The sequence below is a fragment of the Achromobacter sp. K91 genome (assembly GCF_003576205.1).
Lineage (GTDB): Bacteria > Pseudomonadota > Gammaproteobacteria > Burkholderiales > Burkholderiaceae_B > Achromobacter > Achromobacter aegrifaciens.
This window is the reverse complement of sequence record NZ_QWFB01000030.1, coordinates 173,510-193,024: the sequence shown is the minus strand read 5'-3', so window position 1 is coordinate 193,024 and position 19,515 is coordinate 173,510. Positions and strand designations below refer to the sequence as shown.

Sequence of the window (19,515 nt, the reverse complement as noted above, 5' to 3'; positions counted from 1 at the left end):
CGCAATGCCCACCCATGCGTTGACTCCCGCCAGCACCGAGTCCGTCCTGCGCGACTACTTTCATGCCAAGGACGAGAACCGCCCGCACTACATGGCGCGCGCGTTCGCGCCGGACGCCGTGCTGAAGATGGCCTTGCGCACGCAGGCCATCGCCTTCCCGCCCGAGTCGCACGGCCTGGCTGCCATCACCGATACGCTGGTGCGCAAGTTCGGCCAGACCTACGACAACGTCTACACGTTCTATCTGGCGCGACCCGAGGCCGAGGCGCGCCTGCCCGCCTACCAGTGCGACTGGATCGTGGGCATGACGGAAAAGGCCACGGGCAACGTCCGTGTGGGCTGTGGCCGCTATGACTGGGAATTCCAGCCCGAGCCCTATCGCGCGAGCAACCTCGTCATCACCATCGAAACCATGGTGACGCTGCCCGCGCACGACACCGAAGCCGTGTTCGGCTGGCTGCTGGGTCTGGACTATCCCTGGACCAGCGCCGCCCGCGTCGTGGCCGGCGCGCCGCCGCTCGAGGGCCTGGCTCCCGTCGTGCACTATCTGCTGCATCCGAACGGCGCCTAGGGCCGGCACAACGCTATTTTCAGCATCAACAGGCTCAGAGACCCGCGACTTGAAATACGACATCGCCGCTTTTGATTTTGATGGAACCCTGGCGGACACCATGCCATGGTTCAACTCCATCCTGAATACGGTGGCCGACAAATATGGCTTCCGCAAGATCGACGCCTCCGAACGCGACCAGCTGCGCCATCGCGATGCCGCCGAGATCCTCAAGTTTCTGGGCATCCCGCTGTGGAAGCTGCCCGCCATCATGGCCCACGTGCGCACGCTGATGCAGGAAATCGACCCCAGCGTGCACCTGTTCGACGGCATTCCCGACGCGCTGGCGCGCCTGAAGGCGGGCGGGCTGCGGCTGGCGGTGGTCAGCTCCAACTCCATCGAGAACGTGCAGCGCGTGCTGGGCGCTGAAACCGCCGCCCTGTTCGACGATTACGAATGCGGCACCGACCTGTTCGGCAAGTCCGCCAAGATCGACCGCCTGCTCAAGCAGCATGGCACCGCCCCCGAGCGCTTCCTGCTGGTGGGCGACGAAATGCGCGACATCGACGCCGCCCGCAAGGCCGGCGTGCGTATCGGTTCCGTCGCCTGGGGTTATAACCATGTCGAGGCCCTGCGCGAACGCGGCCCCGACGAGCTGTTCCTGACCGTTGCCGACCTGCCAGCCGCGCTGGCCTGAACCTGGAACCCGCAGCCATGCATATCGATCCCGCCCATCTGGTCACCGACGCAAACGCCCTGCAGGCGCTGTATGGCGCGTCCGGCGAAGCCTCCATCAAGAAGGAGGTGGATCATGTGCATCCGCACTACCGCGCCTTCATCGAAGCGGCGCCTTTCGCGGTGCTGGCCACTGCGGGCCCCGATGGCCTGGACGCTTCGCCGCGCGGCGATCCCGCCGGCTTCGTGGTGGTAGAGGACGACAAGACGCTGCTGCTGCCGGACCGCCGCGGCAACAACCGCATCGACAGCCTGCGCAACATCCTGGCCGATCCTCGGGTCGCGCTGCTGTTTCTGGTGCCGGGCGTGGGCGAGACCCTGCGGGTCAACGGCGCGGCGCGCATCAGCGTGGACCCGGCGCTGCTGGCGCGCTTCGAGATGGACGGCAAGCTCCCGCGCTCGGTGCTGGTCGTGGACGTGCACACCGTGTACTTCCAGTGTTCGCGCGCCTTGCTGCGCTCCAAGCTATGGGATCCGGCGACACAGGTGCCGCGCACCGCGCTGCCCAGCGTGGGCCGCATCCTGTCGGACCTGACGGCGGGCACCTTCGACGGCGTCACCTACGACCGCGAATTGCCTGCCCGCGTGGCCAGCACCTTGTATTGAAGAAAGATCCCGGGGCCGCCAGGCCCCGGCGGGTTCAGGCCGGCTGCCAGCCTCGCGCGAACACGTCCACGGGCTGGCGCTTGCCGCCCGCTTTCTGCAGTTCCAACAGACGCAGCACGCCGTTGCCGGTGGCGATGTCGATGCCCGTGGCATCTGCGCGCAGCACGCTGCCTGGCGCGGCCGTCGTGGCCTGGTCCAGCGCCTGCGCGCGCCACACCTTCACCGGATCTGCCAGGCCGGGCAGGCGGATGCTGGCGCCCGGCACGGGATTGAAGGCGCGCACGCGGCGCGCCAGCAGTTCAGCTGGCTGCGTGCAATCCAGCGCGCCTTCGGCCTTGTCGAGCTTGGCGGCGTAGGTCACGCCGGCCTCGGGCTGCTTGCGCGGCGTCAGTCCGCCTTGAGCCAGCGCGTCCAACGCCGCAACGATCGCCTCCCCGCCCGCCAGCGCCAATGCATCGTGCAGTTCGGCCGCCGTGGTGTCGCCGCCGATGGGCACGATGCGTTCCAGCAGCATGTCACCCGTATCCAGGCCCTGATCCATTTGCATGATGGTCACGCCGGTCTGCTCGTCGCCGGCTTCGATGGCGCGCTGGATGGGCGCGGCGCCGCGCCAGCGCGGCAGCAGGCTGGCATGGATGTTCAGGCAGCCCAGGCGCGGCAGGTCCAGCACCCACTGCGGCAGGATCAGGCCATAGGCCGCCACCACCATCACGTCGGGCGCCACACGCTCAAGCAGGGCCCGAGCCTCGCCGGCCTCTTCGGGATAGCGGCCGTCCAGGCGCAGGCTGCGCGGCTGGGCGACCTCGATGCCGGCGTCCAGTGCCGCCTGCTTCACGGGGCTGGGCGTCAGCTTCAGCCCGCGCCCGGCCGGGCGGTCGGGCTGGGTCATGACCAGCGGGATCTCGTGGCCTGCGGCGCGCAGGGCGTCAAAGGCGATACGGGCGAATTCCGGCGTGCCGGCAAAGACTAGGCGCATGGGACGAGAAAAGAAGAATGAAATGGAACGGACGTTCAAAGAATCGCGTTGCCCGCAGCCAGGAGGCCTGGCCGATCCGGGGCGCCGCGGATCCGGCTTTGCCGGTTCGCCTGCGCCGCCCCCTGGACGGCGGCCCGCCTGAGGGGGCCCGCGCAGCGGGTAGGGGGTGAGCCCCTTACGCTCGCAACGCTTCGCGCTCGGCCTTCTTGAGCCTGGTCTTGATGCGGTTCTGCTTCAGGCTGGACAGGTATTCCACGAACACCTTGCCTTCCAGATGGTCAAGCTCGTGCTGCACGCATACGGCCAGCAGGCCGTCGGCCTCGAACTCGAAGGGCTTGCCGTCGATATCCAGCGCCTTGCAACGGATGCGGGAGGCCCGCTCGACGTCGTCATAGACGCCGGGCACGGACAGGCAACCCTCTTCGTAGATCTTGTAGTCGTCGCTGCGCCAGGTGATCTCGGGATTGATCAGCACCAGCAGCTGGTTGCTTTCCTCGGACACGTCGATCACGACGACGCGCTCATGCACGTCGACCTGGGTCGCGGCCAGCCCTACGCCCGGCGCGTCGTACATGGTTTCGGCCATGTCGCGCACCAGTTGGCGGATGCGGTCGTCGACCTCGGCGACCGGCTTGGCCTTTTTGTGCAGGCGCGGGTCCGGGTAGCGAAGAATAGGAAGTAAAGCCATTGCGGGGGAAATGCCAGTAGTCAGGTTTACATAAGAGTTTAATTCATTAGACTCTTGATTTCTAATAGTTTTCGGCTAATCCCGGGATTGGCCGGATTGCCATGTCCGCGGCGTTTCCTGGCCGCTCCGCGCCGCAAATCAATCCGCCTCGGGCCCGCGGTCCAGCGCCCCGCATGCGACACTCTCGCACCACCGACGCCCTTACGCGCCCGCACGATGCCGCTTACGCAATCCCCTTCCGAACTGGCCGCCTGGCTGCGCCTGTCCCTGGAACCGAACATAGGCTCCGCCACCGCCTGCACCCTGCTCGGCGCGCTCGGCCTGCCCGAACAGATCTACGCCCAGCGCGCCACCGCCTTGTCGCGCCATCTGCCCGAGGCGCTGGCGCGGCAACTGGCCGCCCCAATGCCGCCAGAAATGGCAGCGCAGGTCGAAAGCGCGCTGGAATGGGTAGCCGCGCCCGGCCGGCACATCCTGACGCTGGCCGATCCGACTTATCCGCAAAGCCTGCTGACCATCGCCGACCCGCCCATCCTGCTGTATGTCGCAGGCGACCCCGCTTTCCTGCAGGGACCGTCGCTGGCCGTGGTGGGCGCGCGCAACGCCACGCCCGGCGGCCAGGAGAACGCCCGCGCCTTTGCGCGGCATTTGGCTGGGCATGGCTGGCGCGTCATCAGCGGGCTGGCGCTGGGCATCGACGGCGCCGCCCATGAAGGCGCGCTGGACGCCGGCCCCGATGGCGCCGGCACCGTGGCCGTCATGGGCACCGGCATAGACCGCATCTACCCCGCCAAGCATCGCGACCTGGCGCACCGCATCGCGGCGCACGGCGCACTGGTGTCGGAACTGCCACTGGGCACGGGCGCACTGCCGCAGCACTTCCCCAAGCGCAACCGCATCGTGGCCGGGCTGGCGCGCGGGGTGCTGGTAGTGGAAGCCGCCCGCCAGAGCGGATCGCTGATCACGGCCAGGCTGGCGGCCGAAGGCGGGCGCGAGGTCTTCGCCATTCCCGGATCCATCCATTCACCGCTTTCGCGCGGCTGCCATGCGCTGATCCGCCAGGGCGCCAAGCTCGTGGAGACCGCCCGCGACATCACCGACGAATTGGGCGGCGACCCCACGCCGGCCGTGCGCGCCCAGCCTGCCGCCGCGGAAGCCTTGCCTGACCACCCGGTGCTGGACGCGCTGGGCTACGATCCGCTGCACCTGGATGCGATCCAGGCCCGCAGTGGAATGGACACCGCCGACCTGCAGACGCAACTGGTGCAACTGGAGCTGCAAGGCCGCGTCGTCCAGCTGGACGACGGCCGTTACCAACGCATGAAATAGGGTTGTTCCCCCTGGACCTCCCTGCAAAACAGGGTCGGCGCTATGGCGCTAATATTGAGCAGATAGCGCCGCCCTGCCGCGCCGCCTACCCCATCCCGAGACAGGAATAGACATGGCTTTGCCCTCCCGCGTGAAGATCGTCGAGGTGTCGCCCCGCGATGGCCTGCAGAACGAAAAGGAATTCGTGCCCACCGACATCAAGGTGGAACTGGTCAACCGCTTATCCGCCGCAGGCTTCCCCAACGTGGAGGCCGCCTCGTTCGTGTCGCCCAAATGGGTGCCGCAAATGGCCGACGGCGCGGAAGTCATGGCCCGCATCGAGCGCCGTCCCGGCACCATCTATTCCGTGCTGACGCCCAACATGAAGGGCTTCGAGGGTGCGCTGGCCGCCGGGGCCGACGAAATCGTGATCTTCGGCGCGGCCAGCGAAGCCTTCTCGCAGAAGAACATCAACTGTTCCATCGCCGAATCGATCGCGCGCTTCGAGCCCGTGGTGCAGGCCGCGCGCGCCGCCGGCATCCGCGTGCGCGGCAGTATCAGCTGCGCGCTGGGCTGTCCCTATCAGGGCGAAGTACCGGTGGAAGCCGTGGTGGACGTGGCGCAGCGCTACCTGGCAATGCAGGTCGACGAGATCGACGTGGCCGACACCATAGGCGTGGGCACGCCCAGGCGCGTGCGCGAAGTGATGACCGCGGTGACGCGCGTGGCCGACCCGGCCCGCATCTCCGGCCACTTCCATGACACCTACGGGCAGGCGTTGGCCAACATCCTGGCGGCGCTGGAAACCGGCATCTCGATTTTCCACACGTCGGTGGCCGGCCTGGGCGGCTGCCCCTACGCCAAGGGTGCCACCGGCAACGTCGCCACCGAAGACGTGCTGTACATGCTGCGCGGACTGGACATCGACACCGGCGTGGATTTCGACGCCGTGGTCGATATCGGCCAGTGGATGTCGGCCCACCTGAACCGCAAGGGCTCGAGCCGCGCCGGCAACGCCATCGCCGCCAAACGGGCGGCATGACGGATCGCATGAATACTCCGGCCAGCACGCCCTCCGCCGAGGAGCACGCGGCGCTGCTGCGGACCATCGGTCCCCTGCCCTTGTCCGGCCAGGCCTGGCCCGACTGGGTCCGCATCCTGACCTGGGTCATCCTGGCAGTGCTGGGCGTGCAGGTGGTCACCACCGCCATCCGCGCGCCCTCGCAGCCCTTCGACACTTTGCTGGCCGTCGTGGTGGGACTGTGCTTCCTGGGGCTGCTGTTCGTTTCCTGGCACATGCAGACATCCATCACCACCATCGATGAACGCGGCCTGCGCCAGACCTGGTTCACGCGCCGCGAAGTCGCCTGGGAAGACGTGCGCTACGCGCGCTTCGTGCCGATGCTGTTTTCCAAGCGGCTGGTGGTGTTCACGCACCGCGGCCGGCCGATGATCTTCCAGGGCGGCACGCGCGAATTGCGCGCCGCGTTCGTGAAGATCGCGGAGTTGTACCGGCGCGGATAAAGCCATCGGGCTTCGCGCACGGGCAATCGAGTACCCAACGCGCGAAACCCGCCGTCATCACCGTATTGGCAACGCGTACATCAGGCCGCCCTGCGTCCATTGCGCATTCAGCCCGCGCTTGATCTTCAGCGGGCTGCCCTGGCCCACGTTGCGCTCGAAGCTTTCGCCGTAATTGCCCACCTGCTTGACGATGTTGTAGGCCCATTTCTCGTCCAGCCCCAAGTTGGCGCCGCTGCCGGGCGTGACGCCCAGGATGCGCTTGATATTGGGGTTGGCGCTCTTGGCCTGCTCGTCCACGTTGGCGGACGACACGCCGTATTCCTCGGCTTCGATCATGGCCGACAACGACCAGCGCACGATGTTCAGCCAGGCATCATCGCCCTGGCGCACGAAGGGGCCGAGCGGTTCCTTGGAGATGATCTCGGGCAGCACCACGTAGTCGTCGGGGTTCTGCAGCTTGGAAATGCGGATCGAGGCCAGGCCCGAGGCGTCGGTGCTGAAGACGTCGCAACGGCCCGCGGCGAAGGCGTTGACCACCTCGTTGAAGGTCTCGATCACGACCGGCTTGTAGCTCACGTTGTTGGCGCGGGCCCAGTCGGCCAGCGTGTTTTCGTTGGACGTGCCGGTCTGCAGGCAGATGGTGGCCCCGTTGATCTCCTTGGCGCTCTTCACGCCCAGGGACTTCGGCACCAGGAAGCCCTGGCCGTCGTAGAAGTTGATGCCGGCGTGGATGATGCCCAGTGCGGTATCGCGCTGCTGCGTCACCGTGGTGTTGCGCGTCAGCACGTCCACCTCGCCGGATTGCAAGGCGGTGAAGCGCTGCTGCGAATTCAGCGGCACCACCTTGATCTTGCTGGCGTCGCCGAAGACCGCTGCGGCAATCGCGCGGCACAGGTCGACGTCCAGCCCCTGCCACTTGCCTTGCGCGTCAGGCGCGGAGAAGCCCGCGAAGCCTGTGGTCGTGCCGCAAGCCACGGCGCCGCGCTGGCGCACCACGTCCAGCGTGGCCGCTTGCGCGCCCTGCGCCGCTGCCGCCAGCAACGCTGCGCCGATCAACCCTTTTGCAATGTTCATGACCTCGTTTCCTGTTCTGCTTTGCGGGCGCGGGAACGCGCCGAGGCAAGAAGCTTATAGACATGAAGCGCCCAAACCAAATAACCAACGCTTATTTAGGTATGCGCGCCCCGGCACGCAAGCGCCGGGGCGGACAGGCAGAAGAGCGTAGCAACAGGCCGCACAGCGGCGCATGCGCGCCGTCAAGCCGGCATCAGGCAGCCAGCGAGATCGACACTGGTTCGTTGGCCTCGCACGCGTCCAGCGCGCGGCCCAGCCGCACCATGCCCTGGGCGATCTGGCTTTCATTCATGGTGGCGAACGACATGCGCATGGCATGCAGGTCGGCCTGCGCAGCATCCGCGTAGAACGCCTTGCCCGGCACGTAGACGACCTCGTGCTCGATGGCGTAGGGCAAGAGGCGCGTGGCGTCGATCTCGCCCGTCAGGCGGGCCCAGAAGAACATGCCGCCCTCGGGCTTGCTGAAGGTGACGCGGCCGTTGAGTTCGCGGGCCAGCGATTCCGCCATGGCGTCACAGCGCAGGCCGTAGGCCGCGCGGATGCGCGGCACGTGTTCGCCGTAGCGGCCATTGGCCAGGTATTGGGCCACGACTTCCTGGATCCAGGCGGACGAGGCCATGTCGTCGGCTGCCTTGGCGCTGACGCAGCGGCGGCGGACTTCGGGCGGCGCCACCAGCCAGCCGATGCGCAGCGCCGGCGCCATGGTCTTGGACATGCTGGCCAGGTACACGGCCCAGTGGCGCGCTTCGCCCTCGGCCAGCGCGGCGATGGGCGGCACTGCTTCGCCGGCAAAGCGCAGTTCGCTGTAGGGATCGTCTTCAACGATCAGGAAGCGGTGCTTGACCGCCAGTTCCAGCAGCCGCAGGCGGCGCTCGCGCGTCAGGGTCGCGCCGCAGGGGTTGGAGAACGATGCGACCACGCAGACCATCTTGGGCTTGATGCGGCCGGCCAGTTCGTCCAGCGCGTCCACGTCGATGCCTTCGGGACCCGACTGCACCGTATGCACCGTTGCGCCGGTGTAACGCAGCGCCTGCACGGAATTCGGAAACGCGGGCGATTCGATGATGGCATGGTCGCCGGGCTGCAGCATGACGCGGGTCAGCAAAGCCAGGGCCTGCTGCGAGCCGCCGGTCACGACCAGCTCGGTATCCGCGTTGCAGATAAGGCCGCGCTCGGCCGACAGACGCGCCAGCTCGTGGCGCAGGCTGGCCTGGCCGTCGATGTTGGAATACTGCAGGCAGGCGCCCAGGCGGGCCAGGACCTGGGTCGACGCGATCGACAGGCCTTCCACGTCGAACAGTTCCTGCGCGGGATAGCCGCCCGCCAGCGAAATGGTGCCCGGCCGCATGGCATACGGCATGAGCGATCGGATGGGGGAAGCTGGGGGATTCAGGAAAGGCGTGGCGAAAGCGTATTCAGGCGCTGCGGTGGACATGGCGGGAGACTGTGTAGGTTGGATACCGTGTCGCCCGCTGGGGCGGCGCCGGATGGCATAGAACATTGAAATATAAACAAATATCTTCAAATTCTAAGCCTGCCGATCAGACAGGGTCAACGACGCGCACGGGCGCTGTGGCGAAACGATCGGGCGCAGTCCTACACTATGGGACATCCCGTTCCTACCAGAGAGCTGAATGACCGCCGTAGACACCATGGCCGGGCGCCTTGCCCAGATCCAGCAACGCATCGCCGACGCCTGCGCGCGCGCCGGCCGCAGCCCGGACAGCGTGACGCTGCTGCCCGTCAGCAAGACCTTCGGCGTGGACGCCATCCGCGAGGGCATGGCGCTGGGGCTGACCCGCTACGGCGAAAACAAGACGCAGGAAATCCGCCAGAAAGCCGCGGCGCTGGACGGCCTGGGCCTGCAATGGGTGCTGATCGGCCATCTGCAGACCAATAAGGCCCGCGACGCGGCGCGCGACGCCGCCGAAGTCCAGTCGCTGGACCGGGTGGAGCTGGCCGAAGCCCTGCACCGCCGCCTGGCCAACGAAGGCCGGACGCTGGACGTGCTGGTGCAGGTCAAGACTTCGTCCGAGCCCACCAAGTACGGCATGGCCCCCGCCGACGTGCCCGCCTTCCTGCGCCGCATCACCGCCGACTTTCCGACGCTACGTGTGCAAGGCCTGATGACGCTGGCCGTGAATTCGCCGGATCCCGCCGAGGTGCGCGCCTGCTTCCGCACCCTGCGCGAGCTGCGCGACCGCCTGCGGCAGGAAAACCTGCCAGGCGTATCGCTGGACCGTCTCTCGATGGGCATGAGCGGAGACTTCGAGCTGGCGATCGAGGAAGGCTCGACCGAGGTGCGTATCGGCTCGGCGATCTTCGGCGCCCGCAGCTATCCCGATCCGCAATAAGCCGCTGAAAGCAGGGCACAAAACATCTGCCGATTGCCGGGGACGCAAGGCATAATAACGGCGCATAACAGGCCCCCCGCATACCCTGCGGCGGCGGCCCATACTCAATTCCGCACTTGGAGACACCCCATGCATAAGCACGCGAAGCGCCTGTTGGCGCTGGCCGCCCTGTCCCTGGCCGCCGGCGCGGCCTCGGCCCAATCCTGGCCCACCCAGCCGATCCGCTGGATCGTGCCCTACCCGGCCGGCGGCGGCACCGACGTCGTGGCGCGCACGGTGGCAAGCGGCCTGGAAAAGCCGCTGGGCCAGACCATCGTGGTCGAAAACCGCCCCGGCGCCGCCACCATCATCGGCGCCACCGCCATCGCCCAGGCCGAGGCCAACGGCTACATGGTCGGCACGGCCGACTCGGGCACGCTGGCCTTCAACCCGTCGCTGTACGCCAAGCTGTCCTACGATCCGTCCAAGTTCACCTACATCGGCGGCATCGCCAAGTTCCCGCTGCTGCTGGCCGTGAACGTCAATTCGCCGTTCAAGACCGTGGACGACGTGATCCAGGCCGCCAAGAAAGAGCCGGGTAAGCTGTCGGCGGCGTCCGCCGGCGCGGGTTCGCCGCATCACCTGGCGCTGGAACTCTTCAAGCAGCGTACCAACGCCAACGTGCTGCACGTGCCCTACAAGGGCGCAGCGCCCGCCGTGCAGGATCTGCTGGGCGGACAGGTAGACCTGATGTTCATCGACCTGGCCTCGGGCTTGCCCAACGTCAAGGCCGGCAAGCTGCGCGTGTTGGCCGCGGCCACTCCGGAACGCGTCGCCGCGCTGCCGGACGTGCCCACCATGGCCGAACAAGGCGTGCCCAACTTCACCGCCTATGCCTGGCAAGGCCTGGTCGGCCCGGCCGGCCTGCCGGAGCCCGTCGTCAAGAAGCTGGCCGCCGACCTGGAAGCCACGCTGAAGTCGCCCGCCGTATCGCAGAAGATCCTGGACATGGGCGTCATCCCGATGCCGATGTCCTCGCAGGAGTTCAAGGCCTACGCCGAACAGGAACGCAGCGCCTGGGCGGACGTGATCAAGAAGGCCGGCATCAAGCTGGAGTAAACCTCCGGCTCACTGCCACAGCTGAAAAAAAACCGCGGCCAGCAATGGCCGCGGTTTTTTCTTGCGCGTATCTTGCGCGGACTGCCGGCCTAGACCAGCACCCGCTCGATGCCGCCCGCGTTGGCGCGGCGCACGTACTCTTCCATCCAGCCTTCGCCCAGGATATGGCGCGCCATCTCGACCACGATGTAGTCCGCGTCCATGCCGGTGTCGCCTTCATAGCGCGACAGACCCTGCAGGCACGACGGGCAGGAGGTCAGCACCTTCACGTCGCCGGTGAAACCGTCGCTGCGCAAGGCGGCATCGCCCTTGAGCAGCTCTTCCTGCTTGCGGAAGCGCACCTGCGTGGAGATGTCCGGACGGCTCACGGCCAGCGTGCCCGATTCGCCGCAGCAGCGGTCGCTCTTGACGGCGTCGTCGCCAACCAGGGCGCGCACGGTCTTCATGGGTTCCTGCAGCTTCATGGGCGTGTGGCAGGGGTCGTGGTACATGTAGCGCACGCCCTTGGCCCCTTCCAGCTTGATGCCCTTTTCCAGCAGGTACTCGTGGATGTCGATCAGGCGGCAGCCCGGGAAGATCTTGTCGAACTCGTAGCCCGCCAACTGGTCGTAGCAAGTGCCGCAGCTGACCACCACCGTCTTGATGTCCAGGTAGTTCAGCGTGTTGGCAACGCGGTGGAACAGCACCCGGTTGTCGGTGATGATCTGCTCGGCCTTGTCCGTCATGCCGTTGCCGCGCTGGGGATAGCCGCAGCACAGGTAGCCCGGCGGCAGCACGGTCTGCACGCCCGCGTGCCACAGCATGGCCTGCGTGGCCAGGCCCACCTGCGAGAACAGGCGTTCGGAGCCGCAGCCCGGGAAGTAGAACACCGCTTCCGTGTCGGCCGTGGTGGCCTTGGGATCGCGGATGATGGGCACGTAGTTCGCGTCTTCGATGTCCAGCAGCTTGCGCGCCGCCTGCTTGGGCAGCCCGCCGGGCATCTTCTTGTTCACGAAGTGGACCACCTGCTCGCGCAGCGGCGGCTTGCCCACCGTGGCCGGAGGCGCGGCGGTCTGCTTCTTCACCAGGCCCGACAGCAGGTCATGCGCGGCGCGCTGGACCTTGTAGCCCACGCCCACCATCGCCTTGCGGGTGGCGTTGATGGTCGCCGGATCCTTGGCGTTCAGGAAGAACATGGCGCTGGCCGTGCCCGGATTGAACGACTTGCGGCCCATGCGGCGCAGCACGGCGCGCATGTTCATCGACACGTCGCCGAAGTCGATGTCGACCGGACAGGGGTTGTAGCACTTGTGGCAGACCGTGCAATGGTCGGCCACGTCCTCGAACTCTTCCCAGTGCTTGAGGCTGACGCCGCGCCGGGTCTGCTCTTCGTACAGGAAGGCTTCCACCAGCAGCGAGGTGGCCAGGATCTTGTTGCGCGGCGAATACAGCAGGTTGGCTCGCGGCACGTGGGTGGCGCATACCGGCTTGCACTTGCCGCAGCGCAGGCAGTCCTTGATGGATTCGGAGATGGCGCCGATGTCGCTTTGCTGCATGATCAGCGACTCGTGGCCCATCAGGTTGAAGCTGGGCGTCCAGGCGTGGCGCAGGTCCGCGCCCGGCATCAGCTTGCCGGCGTTGAAGTGGCCGTTGGGATCGACGCGGCGCTTGTAGTCCTGGAACGGGGCCAGTTCGGCCTCGGTCAGGAATTCGTACTTGGTCAAGCCGATACCGTGCTCGCCCGAGATCACGCCGTCCAGGTCGCGGGCGATCTGCATGATGCGCTCGACGGCCTGGTGGGCCTCCTGCAGCATGCCGTAGTCGTCCGAGTTGACCGGGATATTGGTATGCACGTTGCCGTCGCCGGCGTGCATGTGCAGCGCCACGAACACGCGGCTCTTCAACACGCGGCCATGGATGGCGATCATCTCGTCGATGATCTTCTTGTAGGCTGCGCCCGAGAACGTGCGCTGCAGGCCCGCCAGCACTTCCGTCTTCCAGGACAGGCGGATGGTGCGGTCCTGCACCACGTCGAAGACGCGTGCGCCGGGCTGCGCCGCGAGGCGGTCCGACAAGGCGGGTTGCAATTCACCCAGGCCCAGGCCGTGCAGCTCGGGCAGCGCCTGCAGGAGCGGCAGGTCCAGGTTGTCCAGCAGCCACTGCCAGCGCTGCCGGACGGCGGCCACCAGTTCCAGCGCCTGGCGCGTGCGCTCGGCCAGCATTTCGGCGCGGGTCGTCTCGACGTCCGTGTCGTCGATCTTGCCGACCGGCAACGGCGTGCACAGATAGGCGTCCAGCTCGCCCAGCAGCTTGAGCTTGTTGCTGGTCGAGAGTTCGATGTTGATGCGTTCGATGTGATCGGTGTACTCGCCCATGCGCGGCAGCGGGATCACCACGTCTTCGTTGATCTTGAAGGCGTTGGTGTGGCGCGCGATGGCGGCGGTGCGCGAACGGTCCAGCCAGAACTTCTTGCGCGCTTCGGGGCTGACGGCCACAAAGCCTTCGCCGTGGCGCGTGTTGGCCAGGCGCACGACTTCGCTGGATGCCGCGGCCACGGCGTCTTCGTCGTCGCCGACGATGTCGCCGATCAGGACCATCTTGGGCAGCACGCCGCGCTTGCTCTTGGTGGCGTAGCCCACCGCGCGCAGATAGCGTTCGTCCAGGTGCTCAAGACCTGCCAGGATGGCGCCGCGGGCGCGGCCTTCGCCGTCCAGGTAGCCCTTGACCTCGACGATCGACGGGATCGCGTCGCGCGCCTGGCCGAAGAACTCCATACAGACGGTGCGCGTGTAGCGCGGCATGCGGTGCAGCACCCAGCGCGCCGACGTGATCAGGCCGTCGCAGCCTTCCTTCTGGATGCCGGGCAGGCCAGCCAGGAACTTGTCGGTGACGTCCTTGCCCAGGCCTTCCTTGCGGAACACGCGGCCCTGGATTTCCAGGGTTTCGGTCTTCAGCAGGCGCTCGCCCGGCTTGCCGCGGCCGTCGAACCACTTGAGCTCGAAGCGCGCCACGTCCACGTCATGGATCTTGCCCATGTTGTGGTCGAGGCGGCTGACTTCCAGCCAGTTGCCGTTCGGGTCGACCATGCGCCACCAGGCCAGGTTGTCCAGCGCGGTGCCCCACAGCACGGCCTTCTTGCCGCCCGCGTTCATGGCGATGTTGCCGCCCACGCAGGAAGCCTCGGCCGAGGTCGGATCGACGGCGAACACGAAGCCCGCGGCCTCGGCGGCCTCGGAAACGCGCTTGGTCACCACACCGGCGCCGGCATGGATGACCGCCACGGGCTCGGTCAGCCCGGGCAGCAGACAGGACTCGACCTTGCCCAGCTTGTCGAACTTTTCGGTGTTGATCACCGCCGACTTCCAGGTCAGCGGAATGGCGCCGCCGGTATAACCGGTGCCGCCGCCTCGCGGGATGATGGTCAGCCCCAGTTCAATACAGGCTGTGACCAGCGCGGCGATCTCGTCTTCCGAGTCCGGCGTCAGCACCACGAAGGGGTATTCCACGCGCCAGTCGGTGGCGTCGGTCACGTGCGAGACGCGCGACAGGCCGTCGAACTTGATGTTGTCGCGGGCGGTGATGCGGCCCAGCACCTTCTGCGCCTGCTTGCGCATCATGGCGGTCTGGTCGAATTCGCCCTCGAATGCGGCGATGGCGGAGCGCGCCCGCGCCAGCAGTCCGACGACCTTCTCGTCGCGGTGCGGATCATGGCCGGCCTCGGCGGGCACGTCCGGTTCGCGGCGACGGTCGATTTCGCCCAGGCGGTGATGCAGGGCTTCGATGAGCTGCTTGCGGCGCTTGGGATTGTCGAGCAGGTCGTCCTGCAGATAAGGGTTGCGGCGCACCACCCAGATGTCGCCCAGCACCTCGTACAGCATGCGCGCGGAACGGCCGGTGCGGCGTTCGCCGCGCAGGTCGCTCAGCAGACTCCAGGCGTCGTCGCCCAGCAAGCGGCCGACAATCTCGCGGTCGGAAAACGACGTGTAGTTGTACGGGATTTCGCGCAAGCGCGCGGGTGCTGCGGGCGGCATCGCCCCGTTCAAGATGTGGCTAGCGAGTGGGGCGTTCATGGCTGCAAGAAGGGGGCCCTTAAAAAATTATTTTATGCCATAGGCCGAGTCTGGCCCCTAATACCCCTAGGGAAGCGCTCGAAACTCGGAAATGAGAGGGGCGGTGCGTCCCCAATTAAGTGCAATCCTGGCGCTAGATCTGCCCGGGGAAAAACCACAGCAGTCCGGCCGTCATGACCAGATAGCGCAGGAATTTGCCGATGGCCATGTAGACCACGCAAGGCCAGAACGACAGCCGCAGCCACCCTGCCACGGCGCACAGCGGATCGCCCACTGCGGGCAGCCAGGACAGCAGCAGCGCCGGCGGCCCCATGCGGTGGATCCAGTCATGGGCCCGCTCGTTCCAGCGGCCGCGCATGCGTCCGCCTTCGGTCGCGTCAGGATGCGGATGGGGGTGGTGTTCCTTCCAGCGCTGCACGGCGCGCTCGGCGCCCAGGCCCATGGCATAGCTGATGGCGCCGCCCACGGTATTGCCCGCGGTCGCCACCAGGATGGCCGGCCAGAACATGTCCGGCGCCAGCTTGATGTAGCCGAACACGGCGGGCTCCGAACCCAAGGGCAGCAGGGTCGCGGACACCAGCGAGACCGTGAAGATCGCGGACAGGCCGACCGAGGGCAGCGACAGCACCCCCAGCATCCAATGCACAGCGGATAACAGACTTTCTTCCATAGTGGGGCGAGTGTAGCCGCGCGCGGGTGCATAATCTGCCCCACCTTCCTACTTCTTGCCCCGCCCGCTGTCCATGTCCACTGACTATCTGAAACGCATCCTGACCTCCAAGGTTTACGACGTAGCGGTCGAATCGCCGCTGGAGACGGCGCCGCTGCTGTCGCAGCGGATCTCGAACACGGTGCTGCTCAAGCGCGAAGATACCCAGGCGGTGTTCAGCTTCAAGCTGCGCGGGGCCTACAACAAGATGGCCAACCTGAGCCCGGCCGCGCGCAACCGCGGCGTCATCGCGGCCTCGGCGGGCAACCACGCCCAGGGTGTGGCGCTGGCGGCCAGCCGGCTGGGCTGCCGCGCCGTCATCGTCATGCCCACCACCAGCCCGCAAGTGAAGATCGACGCGGTGCGCCGCCTGGGCGGCGAAGTCGTGCTGGCCGGCGAGAGCTTTTCTGACGCCTACGCGCACGCGCAGATCCTGGAAAAGAAAGAGAAGCTGACCTTCGTCCACCCCTTCGACGACCCTGACGTGATCGCCGGCCAGGGCACCGTGGGCATGGAGATCCTGCGCCAGCATCCCGGCCCGATCGACGCCATCTTCGTGGCCATCGGCGGCGGCGGGCTGATCGCGGGCGTGGCCGCCTACATCAAGCAGCTGCGCCCGGAAATCAAGATCATCGGCGTGCAGACGGAAGATTCCGACGCCATGCTGCGCAGCGTGCGCGCGGGCCGCCGCGTGCAGTTGAACGATGTGGGGCTGTTCTCGGACGGCACGGCGGTCAAGATGGTGGGCGCGGAGACCTTCAAGCTCACGCGCCAGTACGTGGACGACTTCGTGGTGGTCAACACCGATGCGATTTGCGCAGCCATCAAGGACGTGTTCCAGGACACGCGCAGCGTGCTGGAGCCGGCTGGCGCGATGGCGGTCGCGGGCGCCAAGCAGTACGCGGCCGAACACAATCTGAAGGGCAAGACGCTGGTGGCGATCGCCTGCGGCGCCAACATGAATTTTGACCGGCTGCGCTTCGTATCCGAACGCGCCGAGGTCGGCGAAATGCGCGAAGCCGTGTTCGCCGTCACCATGCCGGAGCAGCGCGGCAGCTTCCGCCGTTTCTGTGAACTGGTGGGCGAGCGCAGCGTGACCGAGTTCAACTACCGCATCTCCGACGCGGACCGCGCACACGTCTTCGTCGGCATCCAGGTGTCCTCGGCGTCCGAACCCGACAAGATCGCCGCAAACTTCCGCCGCCACGGCTTTGACACGCTGGACCTGACCCACGACGAAATGGCCAAGACCCACCTGCGCCATATGGTGGGCGGACGCTCGGCGTTGGCGCGCAACGAACTGCTGTACCGCTTTGAATTCCCGGAACGCCCGGGCGCGCTGATGCGTTTTCTGAACGCCATGAATCCGGACTGGAACATCAGCCTGTTCCATTACCGCAACCAGGGCGCGGATTATGGCCGCATCCTGATCGGCATCCAGGTGCCGCCCGCCGACAAGAAGCAGTTCCGCAGCTTCGTCGCGGAACTGGGCTATCCCCACTGGAACGAGACCGACAATCCGGCCTACAAGCTGTTCCTCTAAATCCACGCCCTTCACGCGGGCGCATAAAAAACGAGAGGGCCTCCTTGCGGAGGCCCTTCCCTTCCCTGCTCTACAAACGTCCGGCGGCAACCAGTGGGGGGGTTCGCTGTCACTCGGCGGCCCACGGAGATGAGCCGCGCATTCAGCAAGGTCTTGCCGGACGTCCTAGCGCTTAGAAACGGTGACGCACACCCACGGCGACTGCCGTGTCGGTCGCATCGCGCTGGAACGCGTAGTTGTCGCCGTAGGAGGCGTACGCGTACAGGTTGGTGCGCTTGGTGAAGTCGTAGGTGTAGCCCAAGCTGTAGACGTTGAACGTTGCGTCGTCGCCCGTCAGCTTGTCGTTGCTGGCGGTCGCGCGCTGCCACGAACCGAAGACCGCGTGGCGGCCCAGCGGCACGGTCGCGCCGATCATGTACGAATTGGCGCGGAAGCCGTCGGCCAGCTTGAACGTGCCCAGGTTCTGCATGCCAGCGGGCGTGGTGCCCATGTTCTGGCCGACGAACCAGCCGTCGCGGGTCTGGCCGAATGCCGCCGCAACCTTCACGACTTCGAAGTCGTACGAACCGCCCAGGATGTATTCCTGGATGCGGGCTTCGGACTTGCCGCCGGTCTGGCCGTTGGACGGATTGAAGCGGTCATACGCAGCAGCCAGGTTCAACGGGCCGTTGACGTATTGCACGCCCGCGGTCAGCACGCGGTTGTTGTTGCCAGTCTGGAAGCCGGTCTGCGAGGTGTCGCTGACGGCGTCATCGGCGCTGAAGGAGTAACCCACGCCCACCTTGAAGCCGCCCATGCTGGGGGTCTGGTACAGGACCATGTTGTCCAGGCGCATCGTGTTGGCGCTACCGAACGTGGTACCCATGTTGGCGGTGTTGTAGCTGATCGAGAACGGGTCGATCGAACCGAAGTACTTGGAAGCCAGGTTGGTCTGGCGGCCGAATTCCAGGCGGCCCCAGGTATCGCTGTCCAGGCCCACGGTGGCCTGGCGGCCCCACAGGCGACCGTTCTGCAGCGACTTGCCGTTCATGGGGCCGAAGCCGCCTTCCAGCGTGAACACCGCGCGCAGGCCGTCGCCCAGATCTTCGGTACCGCGCAGGCCAAAACGCGAGCCGCTGCTCACGCCCTGCACGCCGCCGAAACGGCTTTGCGAATTGCCGTCGAACTTGACCTTCTCGTAGCCGATACCGGCGTCGATCAAGCCGTACAGCGTCACGGAGTCTGCGGCTTGCGCAACGCCGGCAAAACCAGCCAGCAGCGCGACAGCCAATAGCGTCTTCTTCATATAAGTCCCCAAAATGGCGAGATGAAAGGCAAACCGCAAACCCACCGCGCACAGAGCTGGGAGTCTGCGTGCCGCTGCGAACAAGTTAGCGGCGCATGCACTGAAGCCAGTGTCCAGCCTGCGCCAATTCGAAGTAACCCGGATTTCGAAGAACTACTTTCCATGGTTGGGATAATCACGGCCCTCTTACTAGCTACCCTCTTTGGAAACCTGCGTTAACGTGTTGATATCAAATGCGAATTAAGGCTCGCAAAAAATCAAACAAGCCTCGGACATTCTCCTGCCGCGCCTGACCGGCCAACAAGACTTGTTGGCTGATTCGCACAATTCTGATGCGCAAACGCGACACTATTTGGCGAGCGCGGCCGTGCGCACCGCGCAGAAAAAAGCCCCTCGGCGTCCGTAGGGGCTTTTTCCTTGGTAGCGGGGCGACTTAACGGCCTTGGGGCGGATAGTCCAGTTCACCAAAGCTGTACTCGCCGCGCGCCTTGGCTTCAGCCAGTTCCTGGCGCACTTGTTCGCGGCTCTTGCCCGCGGTTTGCGACACGGCGGCTTTGGGCGGGTAGTCCAGTTCAGCAGAGGTCACCTGGCCAGCGGCCTTGGCGCTTTGCAGTTCCTGCTGGACTTGTTCACGCGACAGGCTGGTGCGCTCGACGGTGGCGGGCGGGTAGTCCAGTTCACCAAACGTGACCTGGCCGGCGGCCTTGGCGGCTTGCAGTTCCTGCTGGACCTGTTCACGCGTCTTGCCATCGGCGTGAGCGGCGGACATACCCACCAACGTTGCGGTAACCATGAGTGCGGTAGCTAGGGCTTTCATTGAGATGACTCCATCCTAAACCTTGCACATCGTCTTCTGCCAGGCTGGCAGGTGCGATATGACAATTTGATTGCTGGGACGAAGTATCTGGCGATTGCAGCCTAGTAAAAACCCTTATTTTGGGGAACATATTTGCACAGATGGGACAATTACGGGATGTTATCGCCAGAATCTGCGCATTTTCTGCACAGTTCCCCAT

17 protein-coding genes are annotated in these 19,515 nt (G+C 66.1%); 9 read left to right on the top strand and 8 right to left on the bottom strand.

The genetic code is table 11. The features are described 5' to 3' along the window. Positions 1-4 precede the first annotated feature (4 nt). Genes DXK93_RS12490 through DXK93_RS12480 form a run of 3 tightly spaced genes read left to right on the top strand, consistent with a single transcriptional unit; the run spans position 5 to position 1,891 of the window. Positions 5-571 carry a hypothetical protein gene (locus tag DXK93_RS12490; protein WP_119450196.1) on the top strand — a complete coding sequence of 189 codons (567 nt, stop codon included), beginning with the start codon at positions 5-7 and terminating at the stop codon, positions 569-571. Positions 572-620: 49 nt separating this feature from the next. Next, the gene (locus DXK93_RS12485) at positions 621-1,247 is read left to right on the top strand and encodes an HAD hydrolase-like protein (protein ID WP_054457740.1); all 627 of its coding nucleotides are present in this window, start codon (positions 621-623) and stop codon (positions 1,245-1,247) included. A 17-nt stretch (positions 1,248-1,264) separates the two neighbouring features. After that, on the top strand, positions 1,265-1,891 hold the full coding sequence (locus DXK93_RS12480) for a pyridoxamine 5'-phosphate oxidase family protein (RefSeq protein WP_054457741.1): 627 nt from the start codon (positions 1,265-1,267) through the stop codon (positions 1,889-1,891). A gap of 34 nt (positions 1,892-1,925) precedes the next feature. On the opposite strand, the gene fmt is transcribed toward DXK93_RS12480, so the two are convergent. Beyond that, complete coding sequence (gene fmt, locus DXK93_RS12475) at positions 1,926-2,867, bottom strand: methionyl-tRNA formyltransferase (RefSeq protein WP_054457742.1); 942 nt, start codon at positions 2,865-2,867, stop codon at positions 1,926-1,928. Positions 2,868-3,042: 175 nt separating this feature from the next. Further along, positions 3,043-3,555, bottom strand: a complete 513-nt coding sequence (gene def, locus DXK93_RS12470) for a peptide deformylase (RefSeq protein WP_054457743.1) — start codon at positions 3,553-3,555, stop codon at positions 3,043-3,045. 216 nt (positions 3,556-3,771) lie between these two features. Here def and dprA point away from each other — a divergent pair, with 216 nt between their 5' ends. The 3 genes from dprA (at position 3,772) to DXK93_RS12455 (ending at position 6,387) form a co-directional block, all read left to right on the top strand. Then, positions 3,772-4,884 (top strand): DNA-processing protein DprA, encoded by a 1,113-nt coding sequence (gene dprA, locus DXK93_RS12465; RefSeq protein WP_119450195.1) that lies wholly within the window; start codon positions 3,772-3,774, stop codon positions 4,882-4,884. A gap of 112 nt (positions 4,885-4,996) precedes the next feature. Further along, entirely contained in the window at positions 4,997-5,905 is a 909-nt protein-coding gene (locus DXK93_RS12460) for a hydroxymethylglutaryl-CoA lyase (protein ID WP_054457745.1), read from the top strand. A gap of 8 nt (positions 5,906-5,913) precedes the next feature. Then, entirely contained in the window at positions 5,914-6,387 is a 474-nt protein-coding gene (locus tag DXK93_RS12455) for a hypothetical protein (protein ID WP_054457790.1), read from the top strand. 57 nt (positions 6,388-6,444) lie between these two features. On the opposite strand, the gene DXK93_RS12450 is transcribed toward DXK93_RS12455, so the two are convergent. Together DXK93_RS12450 and DXK93_RS12445 are read right to left on the bottom strand one after the other, a co-directional pair. Continuing rightward, positions 6,445-7,461: an amino acid ABC transporter substrate-binding protein gene (locus tag DXK93_RS12450; protein ID WP_054457746.1), complete on the bottom strand. Its 1,017-nt coding sequence runs from the start codon at positions 7,459-7,461 to the stop codon at positions 6,445-6,447. Between the two features lie 193 nt (positions 7,462-7,654). Continuing rightward, positions 7,655-8,896 carry a PLP-dependent aminotransferase family protein gene (locus DXK93_RS12445; RefSeq protein ID WP_054457747.1) on the bottom strand — a complete coding sequence of 414 codons (1,242 nt, stop codon included), beginning with the start codon at positions 8,894-8,896 and terminating at the stop codon, positions 7,655-7,657. Positions 8,897-9,095: 199 nt separating this feature from the next. On the opposite strand from DXK93_RS12445, the gene DXK93_RS12440 reads away from it, so the two are divergent. Next, positions 9,096-9,815: a YggS family pyridoxal phosphate-dependent enzyme gene (locus tag DXK93_RS12440; RefSeq protein WP_119450194.1), complete on the top strand. Its 720-nt coding sequence runs from the start codon at positions 9,096-9,098 to the stop codon at positions 9,813-9,815. A 129-nt stretch (positions 9,816-9,944) separates the two neighbouring features. Further along, complete coding sequence (locus DXK93_RS12435; protein ID WP_054457749.1) at positions 9,945-10,913, top strand: tripartite tricarboxylate transporter substrate binding protein; 969 nt, start codon at positions 9,945-9,947, stop codon at positions 10,911-10,913. A gap of 89 nt (positions 10,914-11,002) precedes the next feature. Here DXK93_RS12435 and DXK93_RS12430 read toward each other — a convergent pair whose 3' ends face one another. After that, positions 11,003-14,962: an FAD/FMN-binding oxidoreductase gene (locus tag DXK93_RS12430; RefSeq protein ID WP_119450193.1), complete on the bottom strand. Its 3,960-nt coding sequence runs from the start codon at positions 14,960-14,962 to the stop codon at positions 11,003-11,005. A 133-nt stretch (positions 14,963-15,095) separates the two neighbouring features. Further along, entirely contained in the window at positions 15,096-15,632 is a 537-nt protein-coding gene (locus DXK93_RS12425; RefSeq protein WP_054457751.1) for a YqaA family protein, read from the bottom strand. Between the two features lie 73 nt (positions 15,633-15,705). On the opposite strand from DXK93_RS12425, the gene ilvA reads away from it, so the two are divergent. Further along, positions 15,706-17,214, top strand: coding sequence for a threonine ammonia-lyase, biosynthetic (ilvA, locus tag DXK93_RS12420; protein WP_054457791.1), 1,509 nt, complete (start codon positions 15,706-15,708; stop codon positions 17,212-17,214). A 172-nt stretch (positions 17,215-17,386) separates the two neighbouring features. Here ilvA and DXK93_RS12415 read toward each other — a convergent pair whose 3' ends face one another. Then, positions 17,387-18,499, bottom strand: coding sequence for a porin (locus tag DXK93_RS12415; RefSeq protein WP_054457752.1), 1,113 nt, complete (start codon positions 18,497-18,499; stop codon positions 17,387-17,389). Between the two features lie 433 nt (positions 18,500-18,932). Continuing rightward, positions 18,933-19,316: a DUF4148 domain-containing protein gene (locus tag DXK93_RS12410; RefSeq protein ID WP_054457753.1), complete on the bottom strand. Its 384-nt coding sequence runs from the start codon at positions 19,314-19,316 to the stop codon at positions 18,933-18,935. Between the last annotated feature and the right edge of the window lie 199 nt (positions 19,317-19,515).

Bases quoted from the DNA above. Each gene is read 5' to 3' on its own strand.
- DXK93_RS12490 (WP_119450196.1), top strand. From the start codon at position 5: ATGCCCACCCATGCGTTGACTCCCGCCAGCACCGAGTCCGTCCTGCGC.
- DXK93_RS12480 (WP_054457741.1), top strand. From the start codon at position 1,265: ATGCATATCGATCCCGCCCATCTGGTCACCGACGCAAACGCCCTGCAG.
- fmt (WP_054457742.1), bottom strand. From the start codon at position 2,867: ATGCGCCTAGTCTTTGCCGGCACGCCGGAATTCGCCCGTATCGCCTTT.
- def (WP_054457743.1), bottom strand. From the start codon at position 3,555: ATGGCTTTACTTCCTATTCTTCGCTACCCGGACCCGCGCCTGCACAAA.
- dprA (WP_119450195.1), top strand. From the start codon at position 3,772: ATGCCGCTTACGCAATCCCCTTCCGAACTGGCCGCCTGGCTGCGCCTG.
- DXK93_RS12460 (WP_054457745.1), top strand. From the start codon at position 4,997: ATGGCTTTGCCCTCCCGCGTGAAGATCGTCGAGGTGTCGCCCCGCGAT.
- DXK93_RS12455 (WP_054457790.1), top strand. From the start codon at position 5,914: ATGAATACTCCGGCCAGCACGCCCTCCGCCGAGGAGCACGCGGCGCTG.
- DXK93_RS12450 (WP_054457746.1), bottom strand. From the start codon at position 7,461: ATGAACATTGCAAAAGGGTTGATCGGCGCAGCGTTGCTGGCGGCAGCG.
- DXK93_RS12445 (WP_054457747.1), bottom strand. From the start codon at position 8,896: ATGTCCACCGCAGCGCCTGAATACGCTTTCGCCACGCCTTTCCTGAAT.
- DXK93_RS12440 (WP_119450194.1), top strand. From the start codon at position 9,096: ATGACCGCCGTAGACACCATGGCCGGGCGCCTTGCCCAGATCCAGCAA.
- DXK93_RS12435 (WP_054457749.1), top strand. From the start codon at position 9,945: ATGCATAAGCACGCGAAGCGCCTGTTGGCGCTGGCCGCCCTGTCCCTG.
- DXK93_RS12430 (WP_119450193.1), bottom strand. From the start codon at position 14,962: ATGAACGCCCCACTCGCTAGCCACATCTTGAACGGGGCGATGCCGCCC.
- DXK93_RS12425 (WP_054457751.1), bottom strand. From the start codon at position 15,632: ATGGAAGAAAGTCTGTTATCCGCTGTGCATTGGATGCTGGGGGTGCTG.
- ilvA (WP_054457791.1), top strand. From the start codon at position 15,706: ATGTCCACTGACTATCTGAAACGCATCCTGACCTCCAAGGTTTACGAC.
- DXK93_RS12415 (WP_054457752.1), bottom strand. From the start codon at position 18,499: ATGAAGAAGACGCTATTGGCTGTCGCGCTGCTGGCTGGTTTTGCCGGC.
- DXK93_RS12410 (WP_054457753.1), bottom strand. From the start codon at position 19,316: ATGAAAGCCCTAGCTACCGCACTCATGGTTACCGCAACGTTGGTGGGT.